The organism is Fructobacillus papyrifericola (assembly GCF_018437235.1).
Lineage (GTDB): Bacteria > Bacillota > Bacilli > Lactobacillales > Lactobacillaceae > Fructobacillus > Fructobacillus papyrifericola.
This window is the reverse complement of record NZ_JAAMFJ010000001.1, coordinates 606,488-630,848: the sequence shown is the minus strand read 5'-3', so window position 1 is coordinate 630,848 and position 24,361 is coordinate 606,488. Positions and strand designations below refer to the sequence as shown.

The 24,361-nt window shown below is 49.0% G+C and carries 23 protein-coding genes, 1 tRNA gene and 1 other annotated feature; of the genes, 20 read left to right on the top strand and 4 right to left on the bottom strand.

Going from position 1 to position 24,361, the window contains the following annotated elements; translation table 11 throughout:
• Nucleotides 1-119 precede the first annotated feature (119 nt).
• The 3 genes from G6R28_RS02920 (at nucleotide 120) to G6R28_RS02910 (ending at nucleotide 3,062) form a co-directional block, all read left to right on the top strand.
• A complete protein-coding gene (locus G6R28_RS02920) occupies nucleotides 120-845 on the top strand; it encodes a YebC/PmpR family DNA-binding transcriptional regulator (RefSeq protein ID WP_213792729.1) in 726 nt (241 codons plus the stop codon).
• A 240-nt stretch (nucleotides 846-1,085) separates the two neighbouring features.
• On the top strand, nucleotides 1,086-2,405 hold the full coding sequence (locus G6R28_RS02915; RefSeq protein WP_338017255.1) for an MFS transporter: 1,320 nt from the start codon (nucleotides 1,086-1,088) through the stop codon (nucleotides 2,403-2,405).
• A 225-nt stretch (nucleotides 2,406-2,630) separates the two neighbouring features.
• Nucleotides 2,631-3,062: an RrF2 family transcriptional regulator gene (locus G6R28_RS02910; protein ID WP_338017254.1), complete on the top strand. Its 432-nt coding sequence runs from the start codon at nucleotides 2,631-2,633 to the stop codon at nucleotides 3,060-3,062.
• Nucleotides 3,063-3,109: 47 nt separating this feature from the next.
• On the opposite strand, the gene G6R28_RS02905 is transcribed toward G6R28_RS02910, so the two are convergent.
• On the bottom strand, nucleotides 3,110-3,571 hold the full coding sequence (locus G6R28_RS02905; RefSeq protein ID WP_213792726.1) for a flavodoxin domain-containing protein: 462 nt from the start codon (nucleotides 3,569-3,571) through the stop codon (nucleotides 3,110-3,112).
• A 281-nt stretch (nucleotides 3,572-3,852) separates the two neighbouring features.
• Nucleotides 3,853-4,061, top strand: a binding site (T-box leader).
• A 94-nt stretch (nucleotides 4,062-4,155) separates the two neighbouring features.
• Here G6R28_RS02905 and thrS point away from each other — a divergent pair.
• The 6 genes from thrS to G6R28_RS02875 all read left to right on the top strand — a co-directional run bounded on the left by thrS (nucleotide 4,156) and on the right by G6R28_RS02875 (nucleotide 11,610).
• Nucleotides 4,156-6,120, top strand: a complete 1,965-nt coding sequence (gene thrS / locus G6R28_RS02900) for a threonine--tRNA ligase (protein WP_213792725.1) — start codon at nucleotides 4,156-4,158, stop codon at nucleotides 6,118-6,120.
• A gap of 61 nt (nucleotides 6,121-6,181) precedes the next feature.
• Nucleotides 6,182-7,567, top strand: a complete 1,386-nt coding sequence (locus tag G6R28_RS02895) for an amino acid permease (RefSeq protein WP_213792724.1) — start codon at nucleotides 6,182-6,184, stop codon at nucleotides 7,565-7,567.
• 55 nt (nucleotides 7,568-7,622) lie between these two features.
• A complete protein-coding gene (locus G6R28_RS02890; protein WP_213792723.1) occupies nucleotides 7,623-8,279 on the top strand; it encodes a VTT domain-containing protein in 657 nt (218 codons plus the stop codon).
• Between the two features lie 129 nt (nucleotides 8,280-8,408).
• Nucleotides 8,409-9,827, top strand: coding sequence for a nicotinate phosphoribosyltransferase (locus tag G6R28_RS02885; protein WP_213792845.1), 1,419 nt, complete (start codon nucleotides 8,409-8,411; stop codon nucleotides 9,825-9,827).
• Between the two features lie 217 nt (nucleotides 9,828-10,044).
• Nucleotides 10,045-10,908 carry a fructosamine kinase family protein gene (locus tag G6R28_RS02880; RefSeq protein ID WP_213792722.1) on the top strand — a complete coding sequence of 288 codons (864 nt, stop codon included), beginning with the start codon at nucleotides 10,045-10,047 and terminating at the stop codon, nucleotides 10,906-10,908.
• Between the two features lie 102 nt (nucleotides 10,909-11,010).
• Nucleotides 11,011-11,610, top strand: a complete 600-nt coding sequence (locus tag G6R28_RS02875; RefSeq protein WP_213792721.1) for an ECF transporter S component — start codon at nucleotides 11,011-11,013, stop codon at nucleotides 11,608-11,610.
• A gap of 46 nt (nucleotides 11,611-11,656) precedes the next feature.
• Here G6R28_RS02875 and G6R28_RS02870 read toward each other — a convergent pair.
• Nucleotides 11,657-11,729 (bottom strand) — tRNA-Arg (locus tag G6R28_RS02870).
• 157 nt (nucleotides 11,730-11,886) lie between these two features.
• Between G6R28_RS02870 and upp the strand changes: the two genes are divergently transcribed.
• Together upp and G6R28_RS02860 are read left to right on the top strand one after the other, a co-directional pair.
• Nucleotides 11,887-12,516, top strand: coding sequence for a uracil phosphoribosyltransferase (upp, locus tag G6R28_RS02865; protein ID WP_213792720.1), 630 nt, complete (start codon nucleotides 11,887-11,889; stop codon nucleotides 12,514-12,516).
• Nucleotides 12,517-12,588: 72 nt separating this feature from the next.
• A complete protein-coding gene (locus tag G6R28_RS02860) occupies nucleotides 12,589-13,971 on the top strand; it encodes a serine hydrolase (RefSeq protein ID WP_213792719.1) in 1,383 nt (460 codons plus the stop codon).
• A 63-nt stretch (nucleotides 13,972-14,034) separates the two neighbouring features.
• Here the strand turns inward: G6R28_RS02860 and G6R28_RS02855 are convergent, their stop codons facing one another.
• Complete coding sequence (locus G6R28_RS02855; RefSeq protein ID WP_213792718.1) at nucleotides 14,035-14,559, bottom strand: hypothetical protein; 525 nt, start codon at nucleotides 14,557-14,559, stop codon at nucleotides 14,035-14,037.
• Between the two features lie 2 nt (nucleotides 14,560-14,561).
• Between G6R28_RS02855 and map the strand changes: the two genes are divergently transcribed.
• The 9 genes from map to G6R28_RS02810 all read left to right on the top strand — a co-directional run bounded on the left by map (nucleotide 14,562) and on the right by G6R28_RS02810 (nucleotide 23,665).
• Nucleotides 14,562-15,350, top strand: a complete 789-nt coding sequence (map, locus tag G6R28_RS02850; protein ID WP_213792717.1) for a type I methionyl aminopeptidase — start codon at nucleotides 14,562-14,564, stop codon at nucleotides 15,348-15,350.
• Between the two features lie 26 nt (nucleotides 15,351-15,376).
• A complete protein-coding gene (locus G6R28_RS02845; RefSeq protein ID WP_213792716.1) occupies nucleotides 15,377-16,741 on the top strand; it encodes an RsmB/NOP family class I SAM-dependent RNA methyltransferase in 1,365 nt (454 codons plus the stop codon).
• A gap of 30 nt (nucleotides 16,742-16,771) precedes the next feature.
• Nucleotides 16,772-17,110 (top strand): cysteine desulfurase, encoded by a 339-nt coding sequence (locus G6R28_RS02840; RefSeq protein WP_213792715.1) that lies wholly within the window; start codon nucleotides 16,772-16,774, stop codon nucleotides 17,108-17,110.
• A complete protein-coding gene (locus G6R28_RS02835) occupies nucleotides 17,107-17,763 on the top strand; it encodes a histidine phosphatase family protein (RefSeq protein WP_213792714.1) in 657 nt (218 codons plus the stop codon). Before G6R28_RS02840 ends, G6R28_RS02835 begins: the two co-directional genes overlap by 4 nt.
• A 50-nt stretch (nucleotides 17,764-17,813) precedes the next feature.
• Complete coding sequence (gene recD2, locus G6R28_RS02830) at nucleotides 17,814-20,348, top strand: SF1B family DNA helicase RecD2 (protein ID WP_213792713.1); 2,535 nt, start codon at nucleotides 17,814-17,816, stop codon at nucleotides 20,346-20,348.
• Nucleotides 20,349-20,426: 78 nt separating this feature from the next.
• Nucleotides 20,427-21,392: a ribose-phosphate diphosphokinase gene (locus G6R28_RS02825; protein WP_213792712.1), complete on the top strand. Its 966-nt coding sequence runs from the start codon at nucleotides 20,427-20,429 to the stop codon at nucleotides 21,390-21,392.
• The gene (locus G6R28_RS02820; RefSeq protein ID WP_213792711.1) at nucleotides 21,392-22,321 is read left to right on the top strand and encodes a GDSL-type esterase/lipase family protein; all 930 of its coding nucleotides are present in this window, start codon (nucleotides 21,392-21,394) and stop codon (nucleotides 22,319-22,321) included. The genes G6R28_RS02825 and G6R28_RS02820 overlap by 1 nt, the downstream gene beginning before the upstream one ends.
• Nucleotides 22,322-22,333: 12 nt before the next feature.
• Nucleotides 22,334-23,326: an aldo/keto reductase gene (locus G6R28_RS02815; RefSeq protein WP_213792710.1), complete on the top strand. Its 993-nt coding sequence runs from the start codon at nucleotides 22,334-22,336 to the stop codon at nucleotides 23,324-23,326.
• A 111-nt stretch (nucleotides 23,327-23,437) separates the two neighbouring features.
• Nucleotides 23,438-23,665 (top strand): glutaredoxin family protein, encoded by a 228-nt coding sequence (locus G6R28_RS02810; protein WP_213792709.1) that lies wholly within the window; start codon nucleotides 23,438-23,440, stop codon nucleotides 23,663-23,665.
• Nucleotides 23,666-23,695: 30 nt separating this feature from the next.
• Here the strand turns inward: G6R28_RS02810 and G6R28_RS02805 are convergent, their stop codons facing one another.
• Nucleotides 23,696-24,259: a YiiX/YebB-like N1pC/P60 family cysteine hydrolase gene (locus G6R28_RS02805; RefSeq protein WP_213792708.1), complete on the bottom strand. Its 564-nt coding sequence runs from the start codon at nucleotides 24,257-24,259 to the stop codon at nucleotides 23,696-23,698.
• Between the last annotated feature and the right edge of the window lie 102 nt (nucleotides 24,260-24,361).

Below are 24,361 nucleotides of genomic sequence, written 5' to 3'. Positions count from 1 at the left end.
GGAACTTAACTGACAAGCGCTTTTCTCTTAAGAGCGCTCCTTAACTAGAAATTGACTAGTAATAGCAAGGGAACTTTGCTACAATAAGTAAGATTTCTAAATTTTAAGGAGAAGACACAATGTCAGGACACAGTAAATGGCATAACATTCAAGGTCGTAAAAACGCCCAAGATGCTAAGCGTGGAAAGATTTTCCAAAAGCTTGCGCACGACTTATATGTTGCAGCAAAGGCTGGCGGTGCTGATCCCGAAATGAACGCCTCCCTTCGTTTGGTTGTTGACAAGGCGAAGGCCGCTAACATGCCAAAGGATAACATCCAGCGCGCCTTGGATAAGGCCTCTGGTGCTGGTGGTGCTAAGTTCGAAGAAGTAACTTACGAAGGATACGGAACTGCCGGTGTTGCCGTTTTGGTGGAAGCCTCAACCGATAACATTAACCGAACGGTTTCATCTGTTCGTAACTCATTCAAGCACTTCGGTGGTTCACTTGGAACTTCTGGTTCCGTGGCCTTCCAGTTCGACCGCAAGGGTTACTTGGTCATCGACCGTGAAGCACACCCTGAAGTTGACGAAGATTCCGTTTTGGAAGTGGCATTGGAAGCTGGTGCAGACGACGTTCAGACTTCAGATGAAGCCTTCGAAATCTACACGGCACCAAATGACTTCCAAGCAGTGGAAGCTGCTTTGACGGAAGCTGGATACGAATTAGCTGATTCTGAAGTTTCCATGATTGCCCAAAACCCAATGGCCATCTCTGATGAAGACCGCGAGAAGTTGGACAAGCTGGTTGACGAACTTGAAGAAAACGAAGACGTCTTGGCTGTTTACACGACCGCAGAAGACTAATTCTGGAAAAACTACCGAAAGGTAGTTTTTTTATTTTTAAATTGAAAAATAAAATTTTCAGATTGCTTTTTCTTTCCTAATAGATATAATACATATATACTTATTATATCTATTAGGATGATAAATGTTTGAAATGTGTATCAATATTGAATTTAAATGCATTCGATAGTAACTAGCATTGCATTATGAAAAGATTAATAAGGTTATCGTCAATTAATTTTTGGGAAAAGGAGAATGGTTATGCGCAAAATGATTATTTTGTGGTTGTCTTTAATTGGCGCTTTTTTAACGGTATTAGATACAGGAATTGTCTTTACTGGAACTGTTAAAATCGCTGCTGATTTACATCTGAGTGCTGCTCAATTATCTTGGGTTCAGCTTTCATATGCACTTACCTATGCTGGATTCATGTTGTTAGCGGGTAAATTAGGGGATTTATATGGTCGAAAAAAGCTTTTCATCATTGGATTGTTAATTTTCGGTGTTGGGAGTTTGATGATTGGGGCATCAAATAATGCTGCAATGATTATTGGATTTAGAGCCTTCCAAGGAATTGGAGCGGCCATCATACAGCCGACATCACTTTCGATTATTACCGATACCTTTGAGGATGAAGAGCTTAAAAAAGCGATTGGGTACTATTCCGCTGTTGTTGGCGCAGGAGCGGCTGTCGGAATTACAGTTGGGGGATTTTTCGCTTCTTTTGTTTCTTGGAGAGGCGGATTCTTTGTTAATGTTCCGATTGCTTTGATTATGATTTTGCTTGCACAGAAATATTTGAAGAACGAGGAACGTGATGTGTCACGATTGGATCTTATTGGTTCGCTTTTATCTGTTGTGGCAATGGGATCATTAACTTATGGTATTGATGGTAGCTCAAATCCAGAAACTGTCCTGTTGATTTCAGCTTTCTTGTGGATTGTGTTTTTGATAAGTCAAAAAGCAGTCAAAAATCCAATGATGCCATTGTTAATTTTTAAAAGCAGAGAAAGATTTGGCGCATATGTTGGCTCATTATTATTTTCGGCTGCAGGAGTAATTTTCTGGTTCTACATTCCTCAATTCTTGCAATTGAAATTAGGAAATAACCCTTTCGTTGCTGGTTTGGAAATGGTTCCGATGTCAATTTTCCTTTTTATTGTTGCGCTACAAGTAAGAAAAGTGACAAAACAGATTGGAAATAATGCGGTAATGATTTTAGGACTTCTGTTGGTACTTCTTTCATCCATTGGATTGAGCCTTGTATCAAAAAGCTCGAGTTATTTAATAATTTTACCTTTTACGTTAACTTTTGGATTTGGGTTTGCATTCGCTCTTACACCGTTAACATTTTCAGCTACGAATAATTTGCCCAAAAATGTTTCTGGTGCCGCTTCCGGTGTATACAATACGACAAGACAGTTTGGAGCGGCGTTAGGACTAGCATTAGGAACGTGTTTTGTTGGAAATCTTTCTGATGTTAGTACTATCTTTAAAGATGTTATGAATCTAGCTTCTGTACTTTCGTTGATGGGGATTCTTTTTGTATTGGTATTTGTAATTAGAAAAAAGAGTAAATAAAAATGAGACTATCTATGAGAAATGAAGTATTTAAAAAGTTGTATAATGACGGAGTATATTGATTCTGTATCCGTTTTATTTATTTGACTTTAAAAGAATTGATTGTAAACACGCTATAGGATATGCCATATTATTTGTTAATGGTGATTTGAAATGTTTTACTAGAAATAATCTTTTGGTTTTAAATGGTCTTAATTATCTAATTTGTTCTTTGTCATTAGGAGAGTGAACTTGGCATTTTCATATAGTTTTACACAATCGATTGAGGTATTGTATTACCTTGAATTAAAATCAAGGCTTCAAAAGAATGAATATTTAACGATAAAAAGTATAGCTGAAACTTTAGATATGCCGATGCCAAGTATGAAAAGACTGGTTTCATTGTTGAAAAATTCAGGTTTAATTCAATCAAAGAAGGGTGTGAACGGTGGATTGGCACTTGTAAGAAGGGTCGAGGATATATCATTTTACGATGTGCTTGAAGCGGTTGAAGGACGGTCACCAATATTCAAGGTATACAAAGACTTTGAAACGAGTTCGTTTGTTCATAAAGATGAAGCAGAAAAAATGATTGATCAATTAGATGCGTCTCTGGATAAGGCAGAGAGCCAATTGATGGTAACCCTAAAAGAGAAAAAAATTAGTGAACTATTTTAAAAACGGTTGAGCTCTCAAGAAAATTGATAGCTCAACCGTTTTTTATATTAAGAATGAATTGATTCAACAGCTTCTTTTACCAAGTCGGCAAGGCGTTCTTCATCTTTTTGACCGGGATAGAGATTAATGCGCACAATTTCGCCAGCGCGTTTGGCACCGGTCTTTTGCATCTGTTCGTCGAATTTGTCGAGGGCCAGACAATAGTAGCCCTCGTAAAAGGTATCGCCCGAACCGGCCACTGCATAAACGAGATCTGGCAAGTCGAGGTCGGCAATGTCATCGAAGTAATCGAGGCCTTCGTCAGGTAGCGAACCTTCATCGTAGGTGTAGGGAACCAAAAAGGCGAGGTCGTACTCCGCTAATTCGTCGGCTTCAGTTTGCGAGATTTCGCTTTTTTGAACTTGAACGCCGGCTTCTTCTAACAAATTGACCAAGCGGTCTGCAACCGCCTCGTTGTTTCCGGTGATCGTCGCAAAGATCACCTGTGCTTTTAGTTTTCTTTCAGCCATCATTGCTCCTTTGCAATCTTTCTATTTATTATACAAGATAAGCAGCCCGGAAAAAGAAAGAAAAGTGGGCTGGTATTTTAGAAAATCCTGTCTTATAATAGTCAAAAATACTTGGAGGACATCAGCATGGCATTATCAAAAGAACAAATTGCGGCTTTGCAAAACGTTTATGATCACGGAATCCTTGATCACGATGACAAGGCTCGTCAAGCCCTGGCACAGGTTTTAGAGGATAACAAGTAGACCTTGTAACTTTTTTAAAATTGTGCCATAATTAAAATAATAAATTGCTGATGAGGACAACTTATTTTGCAGATTCAGATAAAGAGAGCCGACGGTTGGTGTGAGTCGGTCTGAAGGCAAATGTAGACTACCTCGGAATGGCGGAGAAGTAAGTGCTGAAACTTCGCCCGGGTGACACCGTTAAACGTTTCTTGAGTCTGAGTTTTGCTCAGAGAAATGGGTGGTACCACGGTTTAGCGTCCCTTCGTGCTTTTAAGCATGAAGGGCGCTTTTTTTATTCCCTGGTCCGAAAGAAACGACGCAACACCGTCAGCAAGAGAGAAAAGAAAGAAGGCAGCAGTATGGCAGAAATTACCTTAACATTCCCAGATGGGGCAAAAAAGTCCTTTAACGAAGGGGTAAAGCCAATCGAAGTGGCAGAATCAATTGCCAAGTCTTTGGCGAAAAAGTCCGTTTCAGCAAAGTTGAACGGTGCCTACGTTGGCATGAACGATGCCATGAACGAATCCGGTGACTTTGCCCTGATTACCAAGAGCGACGAAGAGGGCTTGCAGATTCTTCGTCACTCAACGGCCCACTTGCTGGCCCAGGCCTTACGTCGCCTGCCAAAGTTTGCAAACATGCACTTCGGTGTCGGTCCGGCCATTGAAAACGGCTTTTACTACGACACGGATAACGGGGCAGGGAACCAAGTTTCCGTTGATGACTTTCCTGAAATCGAAAAGATGATGAAGAAGATTGTCAAAGAAGATTTGCCAATCTTGTCTCACCAGGTTTCAAAGGAAGAGGCTTTGGAAACCTTTAAGGACGATCCTTACAAGGTTGAATTAATCAACGACTTGCCAGACGGTGAAAAGATTACGGTTGCCGTTCAAGGCGAACACGTCGAATTGGACCGTGGTGGCCTGGTGCCATCAACTGGTTGGATCAAGCACTTTAAGTTGGTTTCCGTTGCCGGTTCTTACTGGCGTGGTGATTCTGACAAAGCCGTGATGCAACGAATCTACGGAACGGCCTTCTGGAACGCCGAAGACCTGGAAGAAGACTTGAAGCGCCGGGCAGAAGCAAAGGAACGCGATCACCGAAACATCGGTCGTGACCTGGACCTCTTCTTCACTAGTCAAAAAGTCGGCTCCGGTTTGCCCGTTTGGTTGCCAAACGGCGCAACCATCCGTCGCCAAGTCGAACGTTACATCGTCGACAAGGAATTGGCCAACGATTACCTGCATGTCTACACACCGGTCTTGTCTAACCTGAACCTGTACAAGACATCCGGTCACTGGGATCACTACCGTGAAGACATGTTCCCACCAATGGACATGGGCGATGGCGAATTCCTCGAACTGCGTCCGATGAACTGTCCTTCCCACATTGCCGTTTACCAGCACAAGCCACGCTCATACCGTGACTTGCCAATGCGGGTGGCTGAATTGGGTATGATGCACCGTTACGAAAAGTCAGGTGCCTTGACTGGTTTGTCCCGTGTGCGTGAAATGACCTTGAACGATGGCCACACCTTCGTTACCCAAGAACAGTTGGAAGACGAATTCAAGTCTATCTTGGCCATGATGATGGAAGTCTACGAAGACTTTAACATCACGGACTACCGCTTCCGCTTGTCATATCGTGATCCGGAAAATACGCAAAAGTACTTCGACGATGACGAAATGTGGGAGAAGTCCCAGGCACAGTTGAAGCGGGCCATGGATGACATGGGCTTGGATTACTTCGAAGCACCAGGGGAAGCTGCTTTCTACGGTCCAAAGTTGGACGTTCAAACAAAGACGGCCCTCGGTGGTGAAGAAACGCTTTCAACCATCCAGTTGGACTTCTTGCTGCCAGAGCGCTTTAACCTGACCTATGTCGGTGAAGACGGCCAGGATAACCACCGGCCCGTCATGCTCCACCGTGGAATCGTTGGAACGATGGAACGCTTCACGGCTTACTTGATTGAAATGTACAAGGGTGCCTTCCCAACTTGGTTGGCCCCAATGCAAGTGCAGATCATCCCGGTTAACGCCGAAGCCCACGGGGACTATGCCAAGAAGATTCAAAAGTCCTTGGCAAAGGCTGGCTTGCGTGCCAACGTCGACACCCGTTCAGCAAAGATGGGTTACTTGATCCGTGATGCGCAGACCAAGAAGATTCCATACACGCTGGTACTTGGTGACCAGGAACAGGAAAACGGAACGGTCACGGTCCGTCGCTATGGCTCAAACGATACGGAAGCAATGGCTGCCGAAGACTTTAAGCAATTAGTTGAAAAAGACGTTACCCGTTACTCACGACCAGACGAAAAAGCATAAGTAAAAAAGGGGAGACACCTTGAATGGTGTCTTCTTCTATGTACGATTGAAAGGGAGAACGATGTCAGAACAAAAGCAAAACATCGAAGAACCGCAACAACTTGAAAAAGGTTTGCAAAACCGCCACGTGCAATTGATCGCCATTGGTGGAACGATTGGAACCGGACTCTTCATGGGAGCCGGAAATTCCATTCACTTTGCAGGACCTGGAATCTTGGCTGTTTACGCCATTATCGGTGCCATGATGTTTATCATGATGCGTGCCATGGGGGAAATGCTCTACCAAGACCCAACCCAGCCTACCTTTATCGCCTACATGACCAAGTACTTGGGAAACCGGGTTGGTTTCTTCGCCCGTTGGTCCTACTGGCTGACCATGATTTTCTTCGGAATGGCCGAATTAACTGCCATTGGAAAGTACGTCCAGTTCTGGTTCCCAAGCATGCCAGAGTGGTTGATTCAAATCATTTTCTTGGTTGCCTTGACGGCCGTGAACCTCATTGCCGTTTCCCTCTTTGGTGAAATGGAATTCTGGTTCTCAATGATTAAAGTCATTGCCATTTTGGCCTTGATTGTCACTGGTTTGATGATGGCCTTCGGTCACTTCGAAACGCCAGTTGGCACGGTGTCATTCGGTAACGTCTTTAACCACTTTAGCCTGGTGCCAAACGGTTGGGGAAACTTCATTAACTCCTTCCAGATGGTCATGTTTGCCTTTGTCGGAATGGAATTCATTGGAATGACCGTTGCCGAAACAAAGGAACCACGTAAGATCTTGCCAAAGGCCATCAACCAAATTCCTTTCCGTGTCCTCTTCTTCTACCTGGGTGCCCTCTTTGTTATCATGACAATCTACCCATGGAAGCAGATTCCAGCACACCAGTCACCATTTGTTATGGTCTTTGAATTGGTTGGCTTGAAGGGGGCCGCTGCCATCATCAACTTCGTTGTCTTGACGGCCGCTGCTTCATCATTCAACTCGATTCTTTTCTCAACCTCACGTAACTTCTACTCATTGGCCAAGGAATCACGGGCAAAGTTCTTGCAACCATTTACCAAGTTGTCTTCCCGTGGCTTGCCTGCTAAGGCCTTGCTTTTCTCATCGTTGATTTCCGTTTCATCAGCTGTGATTTCCTCAATTCCAGCCATTAACGATGCCTTTGTCTTTGTGACATCTGCTGCAACGGACCTCTTCTTGATGATTTACATCATGATTCTTTGGGCTTACTGGCAGTATCGCAAGTCTTCAAGCTACATGGCGGATGGCTTCTTGTTGAAGGCACCAAAGGTATTGGTTCCATTGGCAGCGATTTTCTTTGTCTTTGTCTACGTAACCTTGTTCTTCAATGACTCATCGGTTGTGCCCGCCATTGGGGCAACCGTTTGGTTGATTGTCTTTGGGGCAATTTCATACTTCCAGCCAAAGGAAGCGGTTTCACAGGATTAAAGTTAATTTAATCGCCCTGCTTTACACTGTTTAAAAAAGAAGAATGGAGACCTCGATGTCTTTTCTGATCAATTTTATTTTGCATATTGACGACCATATCGCCAGCCTGGTGCAGCACTTTGGTCCTTGGACCTACTTGATCCTTTTCGCCATTATCTTGGTGGAAACAGGAGCGATTGTGCTGCCCTTCTTGCCAGGGGATTCCCTGCTCTTTGCTGCCGGTGCCATTTCAATGACGCCAGCTGGTCAAAGCGCTGGTTTGAACCACTGGGTCTTCATGATTGTCTTCTTCATTGCGGCCGTAGTGGGGGACACAACCAACTACTTGATTGCCCGCAAGGGTGGTCGAGCCCTCTTGGATAAGAAGCCCTTCTCGACTTTGATTAAGCCAAAAAACATTGAAGAAGCCGATCTTTTCTTCCAAAAGCACGGTGGTTTGGCCGTTATCATGGGCCGTTACGTACCGATTATTCGGACCTTCGTGCCCTTTGTTGCCGGACTTTCGGCCTTCTCCTTCCGTCGCTTTATGGAATATACCCTGATTGCTGCCTTCTCATGGTCCTTTTTGATGACCGGAGCCGGTGCGCTCTTTGGTAACATTCCCTTTGTAGCGGAACATTTCTCAACGATCATCCTGGGCATTGTCTTTGTGACGCTGCTACCATCGATTATCGCGGTGTTAAAGTCAGTTTTGTCTAAGAAGAAAAATTAACGAACAAGCGTCGAGCCATTTGCTCGGCGCTTTTTTTCGCATTTTGAAGCGGTCTTCGTTATAATGAAAGCAATGTCTCCGGGCCTGTTCCCGGGTTGTCCTTTAATTTTGCAGACGATGGAGAAGAGGATGTCCATGAACTTGATTCTTGCAACTGATGCTTATAAACTGACCCACCACTTGCAGTATCCACAAAACATTAACAAGCTTTACTCTTACGGTGAGGCCCGTGTTGGCGGTCTTTACCCAACGGTTTCCTGGTTTGGCATGTCGATGATTTTACACGACTACTTCAAAAGTCGGGTGACCACCGAAATGATTGACGAAGCGGAACGGGTCGCGGAAGAAACCTTTGGAACCAAGGCCTACTTTAACCGGTCCGTTTGGGAAAAGGTTCGTGACCTGGGCTACTTCCCGGTCCGAATTAAGGCCTTGCCAGAGGGCTTGGAAGTGCCGACGGGGACGGCCCTTTTTACCATTGAGTCAACCGAGGATTGGTTTGCCACGTCCTTAAACGCCTTGGAAGTCATGCTCATGCATGTCTGGTACCCAACGACAATCGCGACCAACTCGCTCTACATCAAAAAGCGTCTGCTGCCTTTGGTTGAAAAGACCGGTAACGTGGACATGCTACCATTGATGGTCAATGACTTTGGCCTGCGTGGGGCAACGTCTTTGGAATCTGGCCAGCGGGGTGGGGCGGCCCACTTGCTGCACTTCCGTGGCTCCGATAACCTGGCGGCTTCCAACTACTTTGAAAAAGTCTATGGCCAAGCCGGACGGGCCCTGTCCATCTGGGCAACCGAGCACTCGGTGGCCACGGCCTACGGTTCGGGGCAGGGGGAGTTTGACTACTTAAACGCCCAACTGGACCGGACACCAGACGACGCACCGGTTTCCATTGTGATTGATTCTTACGACACCTTCCACTTTGTTCGCGAGGTGGTGGGTTCTGCTGAAATGGTTGAACGGATTAAGAGCCGACCTGGTCGTGTTGTACTCCGCCCGGATTCCGGTGATCCAATCACCATGGATCTAGCGGCTCTCGATATTTTGGCCGAGCTCTTTGGCACGGAAGTGAACGAAAAGGGTTATAAAGTCTTGAAGCACAACGTCGGCCTGATTCAGGGTGACGGCATGAAGGCCGACACCATCATCAAGCTCTACGAAGCCCTGATTGAAAAGGGCTGGTCGACCGATAACTTGGTTGTTGGGTCCGGTGGGGGACTGCTGCAGGAAGGCTTTACCCGGGACACGGAACGTTTCGCCATCAAGGCGGCCTATGCCCACACGTCAGACGGTGAAGACCTGGCCATCAAAAAGCAGCCGAAGACCGACTTGACCAAGGCTTCCAAGGCCGGCTTACTCAAAGTCATTGTCGATGATGCCGGTCAGATTCAAACTGTCCCACAGGAACAGAAAGGCAAGGACCTCTTGCAGACGGTTTATGAAGACGGGCAGATTTTTGAAGAAAAAATCGATGATGTCTTTGAACGAGCCGAACGGCACTTAAAAGAAAAAGTGACCCTTGGTCATGTCAATGGCTAGTTTAAAAAGATTGATCTTGGATCAATCTTTTTTTATTGAAAACGTTCCGTCCCCTTCGTATCTGTGGTAGAGTGGAAGTAAAGAAAAGAGGTCTTATGTCTGGTTACACTGTCCAATCAATTCTTGATAAACTTGTCACTGCTAAGGCCCTTATTTGCTCAAAAACAGCTTCCGTTAACTAACGGGGGCTGTTTTTTACTTTTTTAGGAGGTATTCGATGCTGTCATCAGCAAACGCGCAATTACTTGGACCGGACTTTTTGAGTCGGTTAAATCTACAGGATCCGCACGATTTGAAGCCGGTTTCGGGTGGGGATGTCAACCTGGCCTACTCTCTTTATTCGGGTAACGACCGCTACTTTTTAAAAGTCCAACCGGACCACGACAAGCACTTCTTCGATTCCGAAGTCGCTTCCTTGAAGGCCCTTGGCAAGTACGTGACGGTGCCAAAAGTAATGAAGCAAGGCGAGATTCAGGGCTTTGCTTACTTACTTTTGTCATGGGTCAAGTCAGGGCCAAGCAACCAGGGTGACTTAGGCCGGGCCTTGTCCGTTTTGCACCAGGGAACCAATGAACAGTTTGGCTTTGAATTATCAAACGAAGCCGACTTTGTTAAAAAGGATAACCGCTGGTGTGATTCATGGGCTGAATTCTTTGTTAACCAGCGACTGGAACCGCTGATGAAGCAGGCCATTAAGCGGGGCTTCTGGTTAACCCAACGCGGTGACCACTACGAAAATCTGAAGAAGACCATCTTAAATGACGAACACGCTAAAAACGTGAAGCCATCCCTTTTGCACGGGGACCTTTGGGCTGGAAACTTCATGTTTGATGAAAAGGGGCAGCCAGTCTTTATCGATCCTAACGCCTTTTACGGTGACCGGGAATACGATATTGCCGTTTCCAAAGTCTTCCCAGGCTTTAACGACAAGTTCTACGAGGCTTACCAAGCGGCTTATCCACTTGATGAAGGCTATCAGGAACGCTTCAAGTGGTATGAGTTCTACTACATTTTGATGCACTTTGTTCGCTTTGGTGACATCTATGCGCCACGGCTGAACCGCTTGTTATTAGAATTTTAAAAGAGAAGCTAATCGAGTTGTTGGGAGTCGTTTTTGATGGCGGCTGTTGACAGCTTTTTTACTTGCGGGTATACTCTTCGCATTAGTGTTTAGGAGAGAAAAATGAAAGCAAAGCAAAAGAACCAACAATTCGTGTTGACCACTATGTTTGTGGCCATTATCCTCTTGCAGTCGGCCGTGCCTTTCTTGGGCTACGTGCCTTTGGGGGCCGTTGTCGTTGGGGCCTCAGCCGTTATTTTGCCAGCAACGGCTGCCTTGGCTGGCCTGGTCCTCGGGCCAAAGTCGGGCTTCATCGTGGCCTTCTTTTGGGCCTTTTACTCCTGGGTGCGGGCGCTGCTTCATCCTGGAACCTTCGGGGCGCTACTCTTTTCAAACCCCTTGGTGGCCTTCATTCCCCGACTGATGGTCGGCTTTTTGATTGGTTATTTGGCTAAGCGTTACTTTGTTGGTCAGAAAAAGCCAATTGCCTTTCTCTTTTCATTGGGGGGACTGGCTGCCTTTATCAACACGGCCATGGTCATCTTGTTGACCTGGCTATCGTTGACGATCCTGCCAACCCATGCCTATGGCATTCCAAGGGATAACCTGCTCTTCTGGTTGGTGGCGGTCTTGGCCTTCAACTTTATTTTCGAATTCGTGGTGAACGGCTTCTTGGTCGCAGCCATTGGTTCGGTCTTGCAGGGCCGTTTTAAACTGAAGTAAATGAAAAAGTCGTCGGGCGTTGCCCGACGACTTTTTTGGTGATGAATGCACCCGCCCAGACTCGAACTGGGAGCAAAGACTTAGGAGGTCCCCGTTTTATCCCGTTAAACTACGGGTGCAAAGTACCTTTAATTATAGCGAAGAAGCAGGTGGCTGACAATTGAAGATTAAAAAAAGAAGTTTTTTGCCATTCTTAAGCCTTTTTTAAAGCATTTGACCCAAAAATGCCATGATTATCTGCTACACTTAATAAAAATGAGTTTTTTGGAGGATAAAATGGCGGAAGTAATTGAAGTGAAGCACCCACTGGTTCAACACAAGTTGACCATGATTCGTAACGAAGCGGTTGGAACGAAAGATTTTCGAGCATTGGTCGATGAGTTGGCCATGTTGCTCACCTACGAAGCTTCCGCTGATTTGCCAATGGAAACGATTTCGGTCAAGACGCCGGTGCAAGAAACAAAGGCCCAGTCACTTGCCGGAAAGAAGTTGGCCGTTGTGCCCATCCTGCGTGCCGGACTCGGCATGGTGGACGGTATCTTGCAGTTGATTCCAGCTGCCAAAGTCGGCCACATCGGGATGTACCGGGACGAAGAAACGCTGGAGCCAGTCGAATACTTCGTGAAGTTGCCAGAAGACATCGCCCAGCGCGAAGTCTTGCTGATTGACCCAATGTTGGCCACTGGTGGCTCTGCAAAGGATGCCATTAACGCCTTGAAGGTCCGTGGGGCCACACAAATTAAGCTGATTACCCTGGTTTCTGCACCAGAAGGTATCAAGGCCGTCCAAGAAGCCCACCCTGACGTTGCCATCGTCACTGCTTCAATTGACGAAGGCTTGAACGAAGATGGCTACATCGTGCCTGGCCTTGGTGACGCCGGTGACCGCCTTTTCGGGACACACTAAAAAACACTTGACTTAAAGCTGGATTGACACATGCATTTGAAAAATCCTTTCAAACGAAAAGCAACCTTTAAAATGACTTTCCGACCGGCCTATACGTCGGTCAAGGAACGAAAGAAGCTCCCGCTCTTTCTCCGAATCATTATTTGGGGACTGCTGACAATTTTAATTCTTTCTTCAGCTGGCTTCTTTGGAATGGCCTACTTCCAAAACCGGGATCAGATTCAGGCCTCCGGACACAAGCTGGATGGCTCGGCCATGAAACTGTCGGTCAAGGCCCGCAGTGCTTTGGTAATTGATGCCAACACGGGGCAGATTTTGGGCGAAAAGAACCCCAACCAACAAATTGGGATTGCCTCTCAGAGTAAAATGCTGACGGCCTATGCCATCTTGCAGGGGATCGATGACGGGGACTACCAATGGTCCACGCCGGTCACCATCAGCAAGTCCTCTGACTGGTCCGATAAGGACAACGCGACCTACGCCCACCTCGATATTCACGCCGGTCAGACCTTGACGGTAAAAGAGCTCTTCACGGCCATGTTTACGACCTCGGCCAACGACGCCTCGCTGGCTTTGGCCGACTTTGCCAAGAAGAAGTCCGAAACACAGCAGGAATTCTTAGAGCGCTGGGCCAAGAAGCTAGAGCTGAAGGATAGCGTTTGGTACAACGCCGCCGGTCAGGTTAACGACGACGCCTTTGATTACAAGGTGAAGTCCGCTAAGAAGACGGCCGAAAACAAGGCGACGCCAACCGACCTAGCCATCATGGCCTATCAGATCATTAAGGACTATCCGGATGTGAAGGGCTATTACGAAAAGGTTGGCCTGGTTTACAGTCCAAACGGCGATACAACGGCCACTAAGATTAAGCTGACTGAAGGGGGCAAGTTCGCCCAGGAAATTAAGGGTCAGCTGAACAATCCAAAGAACCTGACGGTCGAAGGCTTGAAAACCGGTTCGACACCGCAGAGTGGTGGGGCTTTGACCGGTCTGATTAAAGACCAGGACGGGCACGAATTCATCACCGTTGTTTCCGGTGCTGGCAAGTACACGGATTCAAAGGAACGCTACCAGGCGACACTGGATGCCGTTAATGAGGTGCTCGATCACTACCAGAACCAAAGCATCGAAGCTGGGCAGTCACTACCTGGTTCAAAGGTCACCAAAAACGCCTGGGCCAAGGGTGGTGAAGTGGAACTGATTACCAAGGAAAAGCGCACTTACTGGATTAAGAAGAGTGAAAAGGGTCGTTTGACCTTTGCCAAAGTCAAGCGCTACAACAGTCAGTCGCTTAGTGATGACGACGTGGTCTTGTCGGTGGCGCCAAACGTGAAGGCGAGTTACTTAACGGGGGTTTCCTCTTCCGAAAAGAACCTGCCGATGACCAACAAGGAAATGGTGGAACAGCTGGATGATTCGGGTTACCGAAAGAACTGGCTGCAGTTCTATAAGTAATTGAAGCAAAAGAAAAAGCAGAACCGATTGGGTTCTGCTTTTTTGTTTGAAATTTTTTTGGAATTAGTTTTCGGAAACGCCCGCGCGTTCCTTCAATTCGGCCAATTGGTCATCCAATGACTTGGCAGCTTCTTCCTTGTTAGCGGCGGCCTGTCCCTTGACTTCTTGGAACTTGCCCTTGGCTTGGTTGGCCTTTTCTTTGCCAGCTTCCGTCAGGTCCGCTGCCTTTTGCTTACCGGCTTCCGTCAAATCGGCGGCCTTTTGCTTCCCGTAGGCGAAGGCTTCTTGACCCTTTGCCTTACCGGCTTCGACAGCGTCTTGGGCCTTGTCTTTCAAGTCGGCGACACGGTCGTCATCCTTCAACAAAGCGTATGCCAATGCTGCGTTACCAAACAATGAAACACCAAGTAAAAAGTTCTTCATAATCAGAGACTCCTTTTCCTTCTTCTTTTCTTCATTATGGCTTTGGACTTTAGAAAAGTCAACTGAAAGGGCCAAAATCGACTGGACAAAAAAGCGCTTTTCGACCGTTTTGTCCAGGGCGAAAATGGTATAATGAAAGTACTTTAAAAGACGAGAAAGGGACATTCATGATTAGTTTGAAATCACCACGTGAAATCGAAGCCATGCGCAAGTCCGGTGCCATCATCGCCGGCATGCACCACATGCTTCGGGATTTGATTAAGCCCGGGCTTGATACCTGGGAGATTGAGACCAAGTGTAGGGCCTACATCGAGGATCACGGTGGGGTTCCCCTGCAAATCGGTTTCGAAGGTTTCAAGTACGCGGTCACGATTTCAGTTAACAACGAAGTGGCCCACGGCCTGCCTCGCAAGGGCTTGAAGTTAAAGAACGGTGACTTGGTCAAAGTCGACACGGTCGTTGGCCTCGACGGGGCGGTTTCGGATTCGGCTTGGTCCTATGCCGTTGGTGAAGTTTCACCGGAAGTTCAAAAGTTAATGGACGTGGCCAAGAAGTCCCTTTACCTGGGTATTGATCAGGCAGTAGTTGGAAACCGGGTGGGTGACATTGGTGCCGCCATTCAACAGTATGCCGAAGACGAAATGGGCTACGGCGATGTTCGCCAGTACATCGGCCACGGTGTTGGCCCAACGATGCACGAAGACCCAGCAATTCCCCACTTTGGAAAGGCCGGTCACGGCCTCCGCTTGAAGGAAGGGATGACGATTACCATTGAGCCGATGATTAACATGGGCGGCTGGGAAGTCACGACGGACGAAACGCCGGAAGATGGCTGGACGGTCCGTACTGCCGATGGTTCATGGTCGGCTCAATACGAGCACACCCTGGCCATTACCAAGGATGGTCCAAAGATTTTGACATCACAGGACCCGGTTGAAGACGCAAAGTATTTGTAAGAGATTATTCTCGAGATGAGGTGAAGATGGCACTTCCAGACGCATTCATCGCAAAATATCAAGACCTGCTCGGCAACGAAAGCGGGCCTTTTTTTGCGGCCTTGAAAGGGCCGGTTGACAAGGGCTTTCGAATCAATCCCTTAAAGGCCAAGCAAAAGCCAAGTTCACTCAGCTTAGACGAGCCCATTCCCTGGTCGAAACAGGGCTACTTCGGCCAAGTGTCTGGTAAGAGTATTGAGCATACGACCGGCCTGGTCTACTCCCAGGAACCTTCGGCTCAGTTTGTCGCTGAAGTTGTTGCAGCCAAGCCCGGTGAAAAAGTCCTGGATCTAGCGGCCGCTCCGGGGGGGAAGTCAACCCAGCTAGCCGGCCAAATGATGGGCCAGGGCCTGCTGTGGACAAACGAGATCTTCTTTGGCCGAGCCAAGGTGCTCTCTGAAAACATCGAACGCTTTGGCGTCCAAAACGCCATTGTCTCCTCCGCCGATTCCAAGGACTTGGCCAAGCTCCTGCCGGACTTTTTCGACCGGGTCTTGCTGGATACGCCCTGTTCGGGCGAGGGGATGTTTCGAAAGGACCCGGACGCCATTTCTTACTGGTCGGAAGACTACCCGCGCGAATGTGCGGAACGTTCCGAAGAGATTTTGGCAAACGCCGTTCAGCTAGTTAAACCCGGGGGTATTTTGGTTTATTCGACCTGTACCTTTGCCCCGGAAGAAGACGAGCAGACGATTGCGAGCCTGCTTGAAAGGTACCCTGACTTTGAACTCTTAGCCATTGATAAAGTCGCTGGCTCTGGTATCACAGACGGCCGTCCCGAATGGGCAGGCAACCAGGAAGAGTTGAAGAAGACGGCCCGTCTTTGGCCGCAGGACCTACCTGGCGAGGGCCACTTTGTGGCCAAGCTGCAAAAGAAGGCGGATGCCGAAAAGAGTACAAAGACCGTTAAGGAGCAAAAGGCCGACCACTTGTCTGCTGATGAGGAAAAGCTCTTACAAGACTTCTTGAAGGAGACGGTGCCTGGATTATCCGTTGACTTGAACCGGCTGGTGCGCTTTGGCGACCGGGTCTTCTTGCTGCCAAAGGACTGCCCAGCCTTTGGGAAAGTGAAAATCCTGCGAGCCGGTCTCTGCCTGGGCTCTTTTAAGAAGAAACGCTTCGAACCGGACCATGCTTTGGCCCTGGCCATTCAGCCAGACCAGGCCGCCCAGGTTTTTGCCGTTGATGAACCAAGCGAATGGGCAGCCTACATTCACGGTGAGGCCTTAACGACCAAGGCGGATCTGCAAAAGGGCTTCGTCTTGATGAAGGCCGGCGGTAACGGGGTCGGCTGGGCCAAATTTGTAAACGGCCAATTGAAGAACTTTTATCCAAAGGGGCTGCGTCATTAAGACGGCCCAAAACGAAAAAGGAGATTGCACATGGCATTTCAAAAGCAAGTGACAGTAGCGGGACTGGGCGACTTTGCCATCAGTCCTTCGATTAAGAAGTTTACGCTCATGGACCTGGGCTTTTTGGCAAACAACGCCGGGGCCTTTGTTTTGAAGCGCTCTTTGCAGCCGGAAGCAGCACTTGATCAGGCAATTTCTTTGAAGATTGTCGTTTCAAAGGATCTTTCCGCTGTCAAAGTCGACATCGTCGGTGCGGCTGGTGGACCCGTTGCCATTGAAAAACGGACGGATAAGGCTGACATGGAGGAGCTCCTGGCCTTCTACTTCAAGGAACTCGTTGACCGGCAGGTCTTGGAGCAAGTGGCATGACGACTTTTTACTTTGTGCGACACGGACAGACGGAATGGAACCTGGAAAAGCGCTTCCAGGGGGCGCATGGTGATTCACCACTGCTCAAAAGTTCCTACGAGGACATGGCCAAAGTCGCCGGCTTCTTGAAGGACAAGAAGATTGGCCGGGCCTTTTCCTCGCCTTTACCACGGGCCCAAAAGACGGCCCAAACCATTGTGGATGGCCTGCCGGGTGATCCCAAGCTATCCCTTCACTCCAACATCGTCGAGGTTGGCTTGGGTGATTGGGAAGGGCAGAAGAAGGAAGTCGTCGCCCGGGACTATCCGGAAGCCTTTGACACCTATCAAAACCACCTCGAAAACTTTGAGGGCCAGGGCTTTCATGGCGAGGGCTACACTAAGGCAGTTGCTCGCTTCCGCCGCTTCATTGAACAGGTGGCGGCGGACTATCCGGACGAGGCCGTTTTGGTCGTTGCCCACGGCTTGATTTTGACCTTTGGTATGACGAACTTATTGGGCGTGCCAAGAGACGAGATTCGTAGCCGGCTGGGCGGCCTGTCCAACACGTCGACAACCACGATTCAAACGGACGATGGCAAGCATTTTAACTTGCTGGCTTGGAACCAGACCGATTATTTGGACAAGGCCCAGGATGCGTCAACGACGATTTAAAAGATTTTAATGGTACGCTTTGTACCGTACATACACTAGAGTAGGACGAGATGGCGAGAACGATTTCTGAGGACAATCAAGTAAAGGGTGTGCTGCAAAACGTGATTTTTGCGGCCAAGGATTCCTACTTTAAGATTCTCTCTGTCCAGGTGGAAGAGAATGACTTCGACTGGGACGAAGAGGAACTGATTGTTACCGGGACCTTTGCCTCGGTCAAGCCCGGTTCGACCTACGCCTTCTTTGGCCAACTGGTGACCCACCCCCGCTACGGTCAGCAGTTTCAAGCAGCCCGCTACGAAAACCAGGTGGCTACTGATGAAAAGGGTCTGGTAGCCTTCTTTTCTTCGGGGGACTTTGCCGGGATTGGAAAGAAAACAGCCGAAAAGCTGGTTGATGCTTTGGGGGAAGAGGCCCTGGATAAGATTCTGGCCGATCCGACCGTCTTAAACGGTTTGTTGAAGCCTAAGGTCGCTGAAAACATGGTCGAGACCCTGAAGAACAACATGGGACTGGAGCGGCTCTTTGCCTTCGGACACAAGGTCGGCCTTTCGGCTGATCTGGCCGGGCGGCTCTTTGACCGCTACGGGGAAGAAGCCCAGACAATTTTGCAAGAAAAGCCCTATGAACTGGTTTACGATGTCGACGGTCTGCCCTTTAAAAAAGTCGATGCCATTGCCCGAACGGCTGGCTTTGACGAAAACAGTCCGGAACGTTTGAAGGCCGGCGTCTTTGCGGCCATTGCTGCGGCCTGCTTTGCCCATGGGCACACCTATTTGACGGTTCAACAGGCCAAGGAAGCGGCCTGGTCCATGTTGGGGGCTGCGTTAGAGGCTGATGAACAGGCCGTCGATGCCTCGCTCGGCGCTTTGGTGGCCGAAGGCCGCCTGACTTTTGCTGACGGAGCTTATCAGCCACGCGATTTGGCCCTTGCTGAACAAACGGTGGCCGATAAAATTGGCCAGTTGACCGAAAAGCGCTCGGCCGTTGAAACGACGGCTGCTGCCATCGACGAGGCCTTTTTTGTACCCGATAACTTAAACTTAGACGACGTGCAAGAAGAAGCTGTTAAAAAAGCCCTTTCCAGTCAAATTTTTGTCTTAACTGGCGGACCGGGAACCGGGAAGACGACGGTGACCAAGACCTTGATTAAGACCTGGGAAGCGCTGGTCAAGAAACAAGCCAAGGCCCAAGGCAAGGACCAGGAATGGCTGAAGGAGCAACGGGTTCGCCTAGCCTCGCCAACCGGCCGTGCGGCCAAGCGAATGACGGAAATTACGGGCTACGAAGCCACGACCATTCACCGCTTACTGGGTATTTCCGATGGGGATGACGCCGAATTCGATGCCGATAACCCACTTTCCGGTGGCTTGCTGGTGATTGATGAAGCCTCGATGCTTGATTCGGCTTTGGCTGCCACGCTGTTTTCCGCCATTCCTAAGACCATGCACGTCGTCTTGGTGGGGGATGCGGACCAGCTGCCTTCGGTGGGGCCAGGAAACGTCTTAGCCGACTTGATTGACAGCCCTCTGGTCGACCACGTGGCCCTTCAGCGGATTTACCGGCAGGGAAAGGGTTCGTCCATCTCGGCCTTGGCTGCAGCCATTAACCAGGGTCAGCTGCCGGCCGACTTTGAAGAAAAGCAAAAGGATCGCTCGACCTTCTTGACGAAGACGGCCCAGGTGCCGTCGGCCGTCGGCCAGGTCCTGGCTTCGGCCATTAAAAAGGGCTTTACGGCCGATCAAGTGCAGGTTTTAGCCCCCATGTACAAGACGGTGTCAGGGGTAAACGCCCTAAACCAACTGGCCCAAGACCTTTTTAATCCGGTTCAGCCGGGCCAAAAGACGCTTCAGTTCGGCGACACGGTCTTTCGTCTTGGTGACAAAGTCCTCCAGCTTGAAAACGATAGCGAACGTGACATTTATAACGGGGACATGGGCGAAGTGGTGGCCGTGCACAACCAGGCCGATAAGGGCGTTTCCGCCGATGCCTTAGTGGTCGACTTTGCCGGGCAGGAAGTCTGGTACACGACCAAGACGCTGAACCAGTTGACTTTGGCCTACGCGACGACCATTCACAAGGCCCAGGGTAACGAATTTAAGCTGGTGATTCTCGTATTGAGTTCCCAGTTTAAAATCATGCTGAACCAAAACCTGGTTTACACGGCCATCACTAGAGCCAAGGAAGCCCTGGTCATGGTGGGGGACTACGACGCCTACCAGTATGCGGCCGAAAACGAAGTGCCGGCCCGGCAAACCAAGCTGACCGCCCTGTTAAAGGGCGAGAGTGCTGCCAGTCGGCCACTTGCAGCTAGCAAGACGGAGAAAAAGCCGGCTGCTGCCAATCTTTCAGTAAGTGAGGCGGCTACGGTTGCAGAAGAAAAGCCGGCCGAGTCGAAGGGGACTGTTGAAAGCAGTGCTGCTGTCGATAAGCCTATACCAAGGCCGGCGGCTGTGGATGAAGAAGCAACGACCGAGGCGACTTTGCCCGAGGGAATCCTGACCGTTGACCACTTGAAGGCGGGCATTGATCCCATGGTGGGCATGGCTGATCTCAGTCCGGCCGATTTTATGTCAGAAAAGCCTTAAAATTTAGTATAATGATGACAGTGATGACTGTTTTTGTAATGACAGTCTTGAAGAATGAAGCATTTGCCTGGAGCCAATATGACTGCTAATCCAAAATTTCGTCTCTTTGATTTAGGAATTAACAAAGCATTCTCTGAAAAAGTCGCCGAAAAACTCGGTGTACCCTTGTCACCCGTTGACATTCGGACCTTTGCCGACCGTGAAATTTACGAACGAATCGTCGAATCCGTCCGTGGGATTGACGTTTACGTCATTGCCCCAATCGCTGACCCGGTCAACGAAAACTTCATGAAGTTGATGATCTTCATTGATGCCGCAAAGCGCACTTCCGCCAAGTCCATCAACGTGATCATCCCATACATGGGCTACGCCCGCTCGGATCGCAAGACCCGTTCGCGCGAACCAATCGTCGCCCGTTTGATTGCCGACATGCTCCAAGAGCAGGGCATTAAGCGGGTGATGACCATGGACTTGCACACCGCCCAGGTCCAAGGCTTCTTTGACATTCCAGTCGATCACTTGATCGCCTTGCCGGCCCAAGTCGACTATTTGGAAAAGCAGGGCCTGGTTGGCCAAGAAGTTGTCTGCGTGGCTTCTGGTCCATCGACTTTGAAATTGGTTCAACGCCTGGCCTCTGCCATTAACAGCCAGTGGGCGATTATCGACCAGGATCGTTATTCCAACCAGCCGGCCCGGGTGACGGGGGATGTTGCTGGTAAGCACGCCATTATTGTGGCCGACATGGTTGATACGGGCCTGACGATGATGAAGGCGGCTTCGGCCTTGAAGAAGGCCGGCGCTGCTAAAATTGATGGTTTGGCTACCCACGGAGTCTTCTCCGATCAGGCGTCCGAAGCCTTGCAGGCTTCCGATTTGGACCGGCTTTTGATTTCAGACACGGTTGCCATTCCAGAAGAAAAGCAATTTGATAAGCTCGAAGTGATTTCAGTCGCCCACCTCTTTGCCGAGGCATTGCAGCAGGTGATCGAACAGAAGTCCTTAGCACAAGTACTCCTGCCAAATGACGAGCGGGAGGATCAGTGATGAAGGAAAAAGAACTCTTAACGATTGCCTCACCGGAATGGTCGGCTCTACAAGAAGAAGACGGCATTCGCTGTTCGCAATATGGCGCTTATTTGGCCTTTGCCTCCTCTGGGGCGGGTCAGCTCTCCTTATTCTTTGATGATGATTATCCAGACATGGCGTGGACTTTGACCGTCGATGGTCAGGACGAAAAAGAACTTTTGGCTGATGGCCGAGAGCTGACGGTTTTCTTAGAAGCCGGCCAGCACGACTACCAGTTGACTTTGGACCAGTGGGCAACCGGGCAGGTGGCCTTTTGGCAGAACGGCCTCACGATTAGCCAAGTCTCCTACACCGGTGCTGGTGAACTAACGGCTACTTTGCCAAGCGAAGGGAAGGCCGGTGAAAGGCCTTATCTGACCTTTGTCGGCGATTCCATTGTGGCTGGTGAGGCTATGGTGGGGGTTGAACACGACCGACACCGGCCAACCCAGTCCTTTCCGGCTCTGCTGGCCCGTCAATTGGACCGGCCATTGAACCGGATTGCCTATGGCGGGACGGGGCTGACGACTTCGGCCCCCTTCCAGGAGCCAAAGGCGATTGATGCCCTTTGGCGAGTTGGCAAAGACTTGCCCAGGCGGCGGGTTCAAACCGACCAGGTGGTCGTTGCCTATGGCTTAAACGACGCCAACTATGGTGCCAGTGCGGAAGACTTTGCCTTTGGCTTACGGGTCTACTTGCTGGAACTGGTGAAACGTTTCCACCAGGCGCATTTTTATTTGTTAACACCTTGGAACGGCAAGTTCCAAGACATTTTTAAAGAAGAAGCCGCGCGCTTTGATTGCTTTACGGTGATTGATACCAGCGACTGGCAGATTCAAACCAGGCCACACCATCCCGGTTTGGCCGACCACGAAAAAATTGCCAAGCACTTGGCAGGGATTTTATAGGAGGAAATTGAAATGGTTTACCAAGCAGCAGAAGATCGTTACGAAAAGTTGCCCTACCGGCGCGTGTCGGACTCCGGACTGATTGTGCCGGCCGTTTCCTTTGGCCTCTGGCGTAATCTTGGCGATACCATGCCGCTCGAAAACTCCCGCAAGGTGATTTTGAAGGCCTTTGATTCCGGTATTTTCTCCTTTGATAACGCCTTTAACTACGGCCCCAATAACGGAACGGCTGAAGAAACCTTCGGTCAGGTTTACAAGTCCGACTTGAAGCCCTACCGAAACGAATTGGTCATCACGACCAAGGCCGGTTACCACATGTGGCCCGGGCCAATGGGGGAGTTTTCCGGTCGCAAGACTTTGATTAACGCGCTGGACACTTCCTTAGAAAAGATGAACCTGGATTACGTGGACATCTTCTACGCCCACCGCTTTGATCCAAACACCAACTTGGAAGAAACGGCCCGGGCCTTGGACCACTTGGTTAAGCAGGGAAAGGCTCTGTACGTTGGGGTTTCCAACTACACGGCTGAACAGACCAAGGCGATTGCCGAAATCTTCAAGGACTTGGGAACGCCCTTTATTGGAAACCAAGTTTCTTACAACATGCTGAACCAAGAGGAAAAGGAATCCGGCCTGCTGGATATCCTTGACGAGCACCACGCCGGCCTCTTTGCCTATGGCCCACTGGCGGAAGGCTTGCTGACGGACCGCTACTTGAAGGAAATCCCAGCGGACTTCCCAATTCACAAGACCAACGGCTTCCTCTTTGACGATGGCCGGGACGCCTTGGTTAAGAAGCTGAACGCCTTGAACGACTTGGCCAAGAACCGTAACCAAACGCTGTCACAGATGTCTTTGGCCTGGCTCTTGCAGGACAAGCGCGTGGCCTCGGTTGTGATCGGAACCTCATCGGTCGACCACCTTTCAGACAACCTTGAATTTACAAAGAACCTGGACTTTTCAAATGACGAATTAAGCGCCATTGAAAAGATTATTAAGGGTTAAGGAAATTGGACCAAGTAACTTGGTCCTTTTTCTTTTGGACTAAGCCCTTGAAAAAGTCGGCGAAAACGTTAAAATAAGAAATAGACCAATTAACAAATAGGAGGCTCTTTCATGCTTAAACTCTACACCCGTAAGACCTGTGCCGAATGCGCCGCAACGAAGCTGTACCTCAAGACGCGCAAGGTTCCCTATGAAGAGGTTTCGCTTGATCAGCAACTGGAACTCTACGACCGCTTTAAGGCGGAGGGGAAGAAGCGCACGCCAATTGTTGAATCATCGGTTGGCGATTGGCTTGGCTTTTCACCAAAGAAACTAAACGAATACATTAAAAGCATTTAAAAAGTGCGAACCAGTTGGTTCGCACTTTTCTTATGGATGTGGTAATTCTTGCAGTTGGTCTTTGGCCAGCAGGCTGTTTGGAGAAGAACCCAGGTCATGGATGGGAATAGCTCTGCCCAGCTCCTCGTAATACTGCTGCCAGTGGGGGAGAATGGTCCCCTCTGGGCCAAAGGAGAGGGGCTCGTCAGAAAAGAGTCCTTCTTTTTTAAAAGCATGGGAAACGAGTTGAGAACAGTAAAAGCCCGGACCCTTTTCAAAAAAGCCGTGGTTATAGGGTTGACCAATTTCATTGCGGGCCCGTTCGACAATGGTGGCTGAATCTTTCAAGGCCTTCTTCGCTCGGTAAAAGTCCACCAAAGAACCGTGTTCTGCTAAAAAGTCAGCCAGGGGTCGTTCAATGACACCATGTTCTCCGGTGGCTTCGATGACACTGGGTCCTGCCCCTTGATCGAGAGCAATGAGGGCCACGTGAACGTAGCCCTTTTTGAGCTTAGCCTGTGTGCTCCGATTGATGGCCTCGTCAAGTGCATCTTCACTGGGGCGGACAAAGGCCAAATCAGCATTTTGTAAATTGTCAGGGACTTTTTTATTCATGGCCTTAGCATAGCAAATTGCTTTGCTTCCTGTCAGACTTTTTACGTCAGCTTTTCTATCAAAGTCAATGGCGAGATGACCAAAAAGCGAGTACAATGGATA

Excerpts from the sequence above, each read along its gene's own strand:
- G6R28_RS02855 (WP_213792718.1), bottom strand. The coding sequence starts at position 14,559 with ATGTCCCTTTCTCGTCTTTTAAAGTACTTTCATTATACCATTTTCGCC.
- G6R28_RS02835 (WP_213792714.1), top strand. The coding sequence starts at position 17,107 with ATGACGACTTTTTACTTTGTGCGACACGGACAGACGGAATGGAACCTG.
- thrS (WP_213792725.1), top strand. The coding sequence starts at position 4,156 with ATGGCAGAAATTACCTTAACATTCCCAGATGGGGCAAAAAAGTCCTTT.
- G6R28_RS02905 (WP_213792726.1), bottom strand. The coding sequence starts at position 3,571 with ATGGCTGAAAGAAAACTAAAAGCACAGGTGATCTTTGCGACGATCACC.
- G6R28_RS02825 (WP_213792712.1), top strand. The coding sequence starts at position 20,427 with ATGACTGCTAATCCAAAATTTCGTCTCTTTGATTTAGGAATTAACAAA.
- G6R28_RS02810 (WP_213792709.1), top strand. The coding sequence starts at position 23,438 with ATGCTTAAACTCTACACCCGTAAGACCTGTGCCGAATGCGCCGCAACG.
- G6R28_RS02845 (WP_213792716.1), top strand. The coding sequence starts at position 15,377 with ATGGCACTTCCAGACGCATTCATCGCAAAATATCAAGACCTGCTCGGC.
- map (WP_213792717.1), top strand. The coding sequence starts at position 14,562 with ATGATTAGTTTGAAATCACCACGTGAAATCGAAGCCATGCGCAAGTCC.
- G6R28_RS02805 (WP_213792708.1), bottom strand. The coding sequence starts at position 24,259 with ATGAATAAAAAAGTCCCTGACAATTTACAAAATGCTGATTTGGCCTTT.
- G6R28_RS02820 (WP_213792711.1), top strand. The coding sequence starts at position 21,392 with ATGAAGGAAAAAGAACTCTTAACGATTGCCTCACCGGAATGGTCGGCT.
- G6R28_RS02880 (WP_213792722.1), top strand. The coding sequence starts at position 10,045 with ATGCTGTCATCAGCAAACGCGCAATTACTTGGACCGGACTTTTTGAGT.
- recD2 (WP_213792713.1), top strand. The coding sequence starts at position 17,814 with ATGGCGAGAACGATTTCTGAGGACAATCAAGTAAAGGGTGTGCTGCAA.
- G6R28_RS02815 (WP_213792710.1), top strand. The coding sequence starts at position 22,334 with ATGGTTTACCAAGCAGCAGAAGATCGTTACGAAAAGTTGCCCTACCGG.
- G6R28_RS02875 (WP_213792721.1), top strand. The coding sequence starts at position 11,011 with ATGAAAGCAAAGCAAAAGAACCAACAATTCGTGTTGACCACTATGTTT.
- G6R28_RS02920 (WP_213792729.1), top strand. The coding sequence starts at position 120 with ATGTCAGGACACAGTAAATGGCATAACATTCAAGGTCGTAAAAACGCC.
- G6R28_RS02890 (WP_213792723.1), top strand. The coding sequence starts at position 7,623 with ATGTCTTTTCTGATCAATTTTATTTTGCATATTGACGACCATATCGCC.
- G6R28_RS02840 (WP_213792715.1), top strand. The coding sequence starts at position 16,772 with ATGGCATTTCAAAAGCAAGTGACAGTAGCGGGACTGGGCGACTTTGCC.
- G6R28_RS02895 (WP_213792724.1), top strand. The coding sequence starts at position 6,182 with ATGTCAGAACAAAAGCAAAACATCGAAGAACCGCAACAACTTGAAAAA.
- G6R28_RS02885 (WP_213792845.1), top strand. The coding sequence starts at position 8,409 with ATGTCCATGAACTTGATTCTTGCAACTGATGCTTATAAACTGACCCAC.
- G6R28_RS02915 (WP_338017255.1), top strand. The coding sequence starts at position 1,086 with ATGCGCAAAATGATTATTTTGTGGTTGTCTTTAATTGGCGCTTTTTTA.
- upp (WP_213792720.1), top strand. The coding sequence starts at position 11,887 with ATGGCGGAAGTAATTGAAGTGAAGCACCCACTGGTTCAACACAAGTTG.
- G6R28_RS02860 (WP_213792719.1), top strand. The coding sequence starts at position 12,589 with ATGACTTTCCGACCGGCCTATACGTCGGTCAAGGAACGAAAGAAGCTC.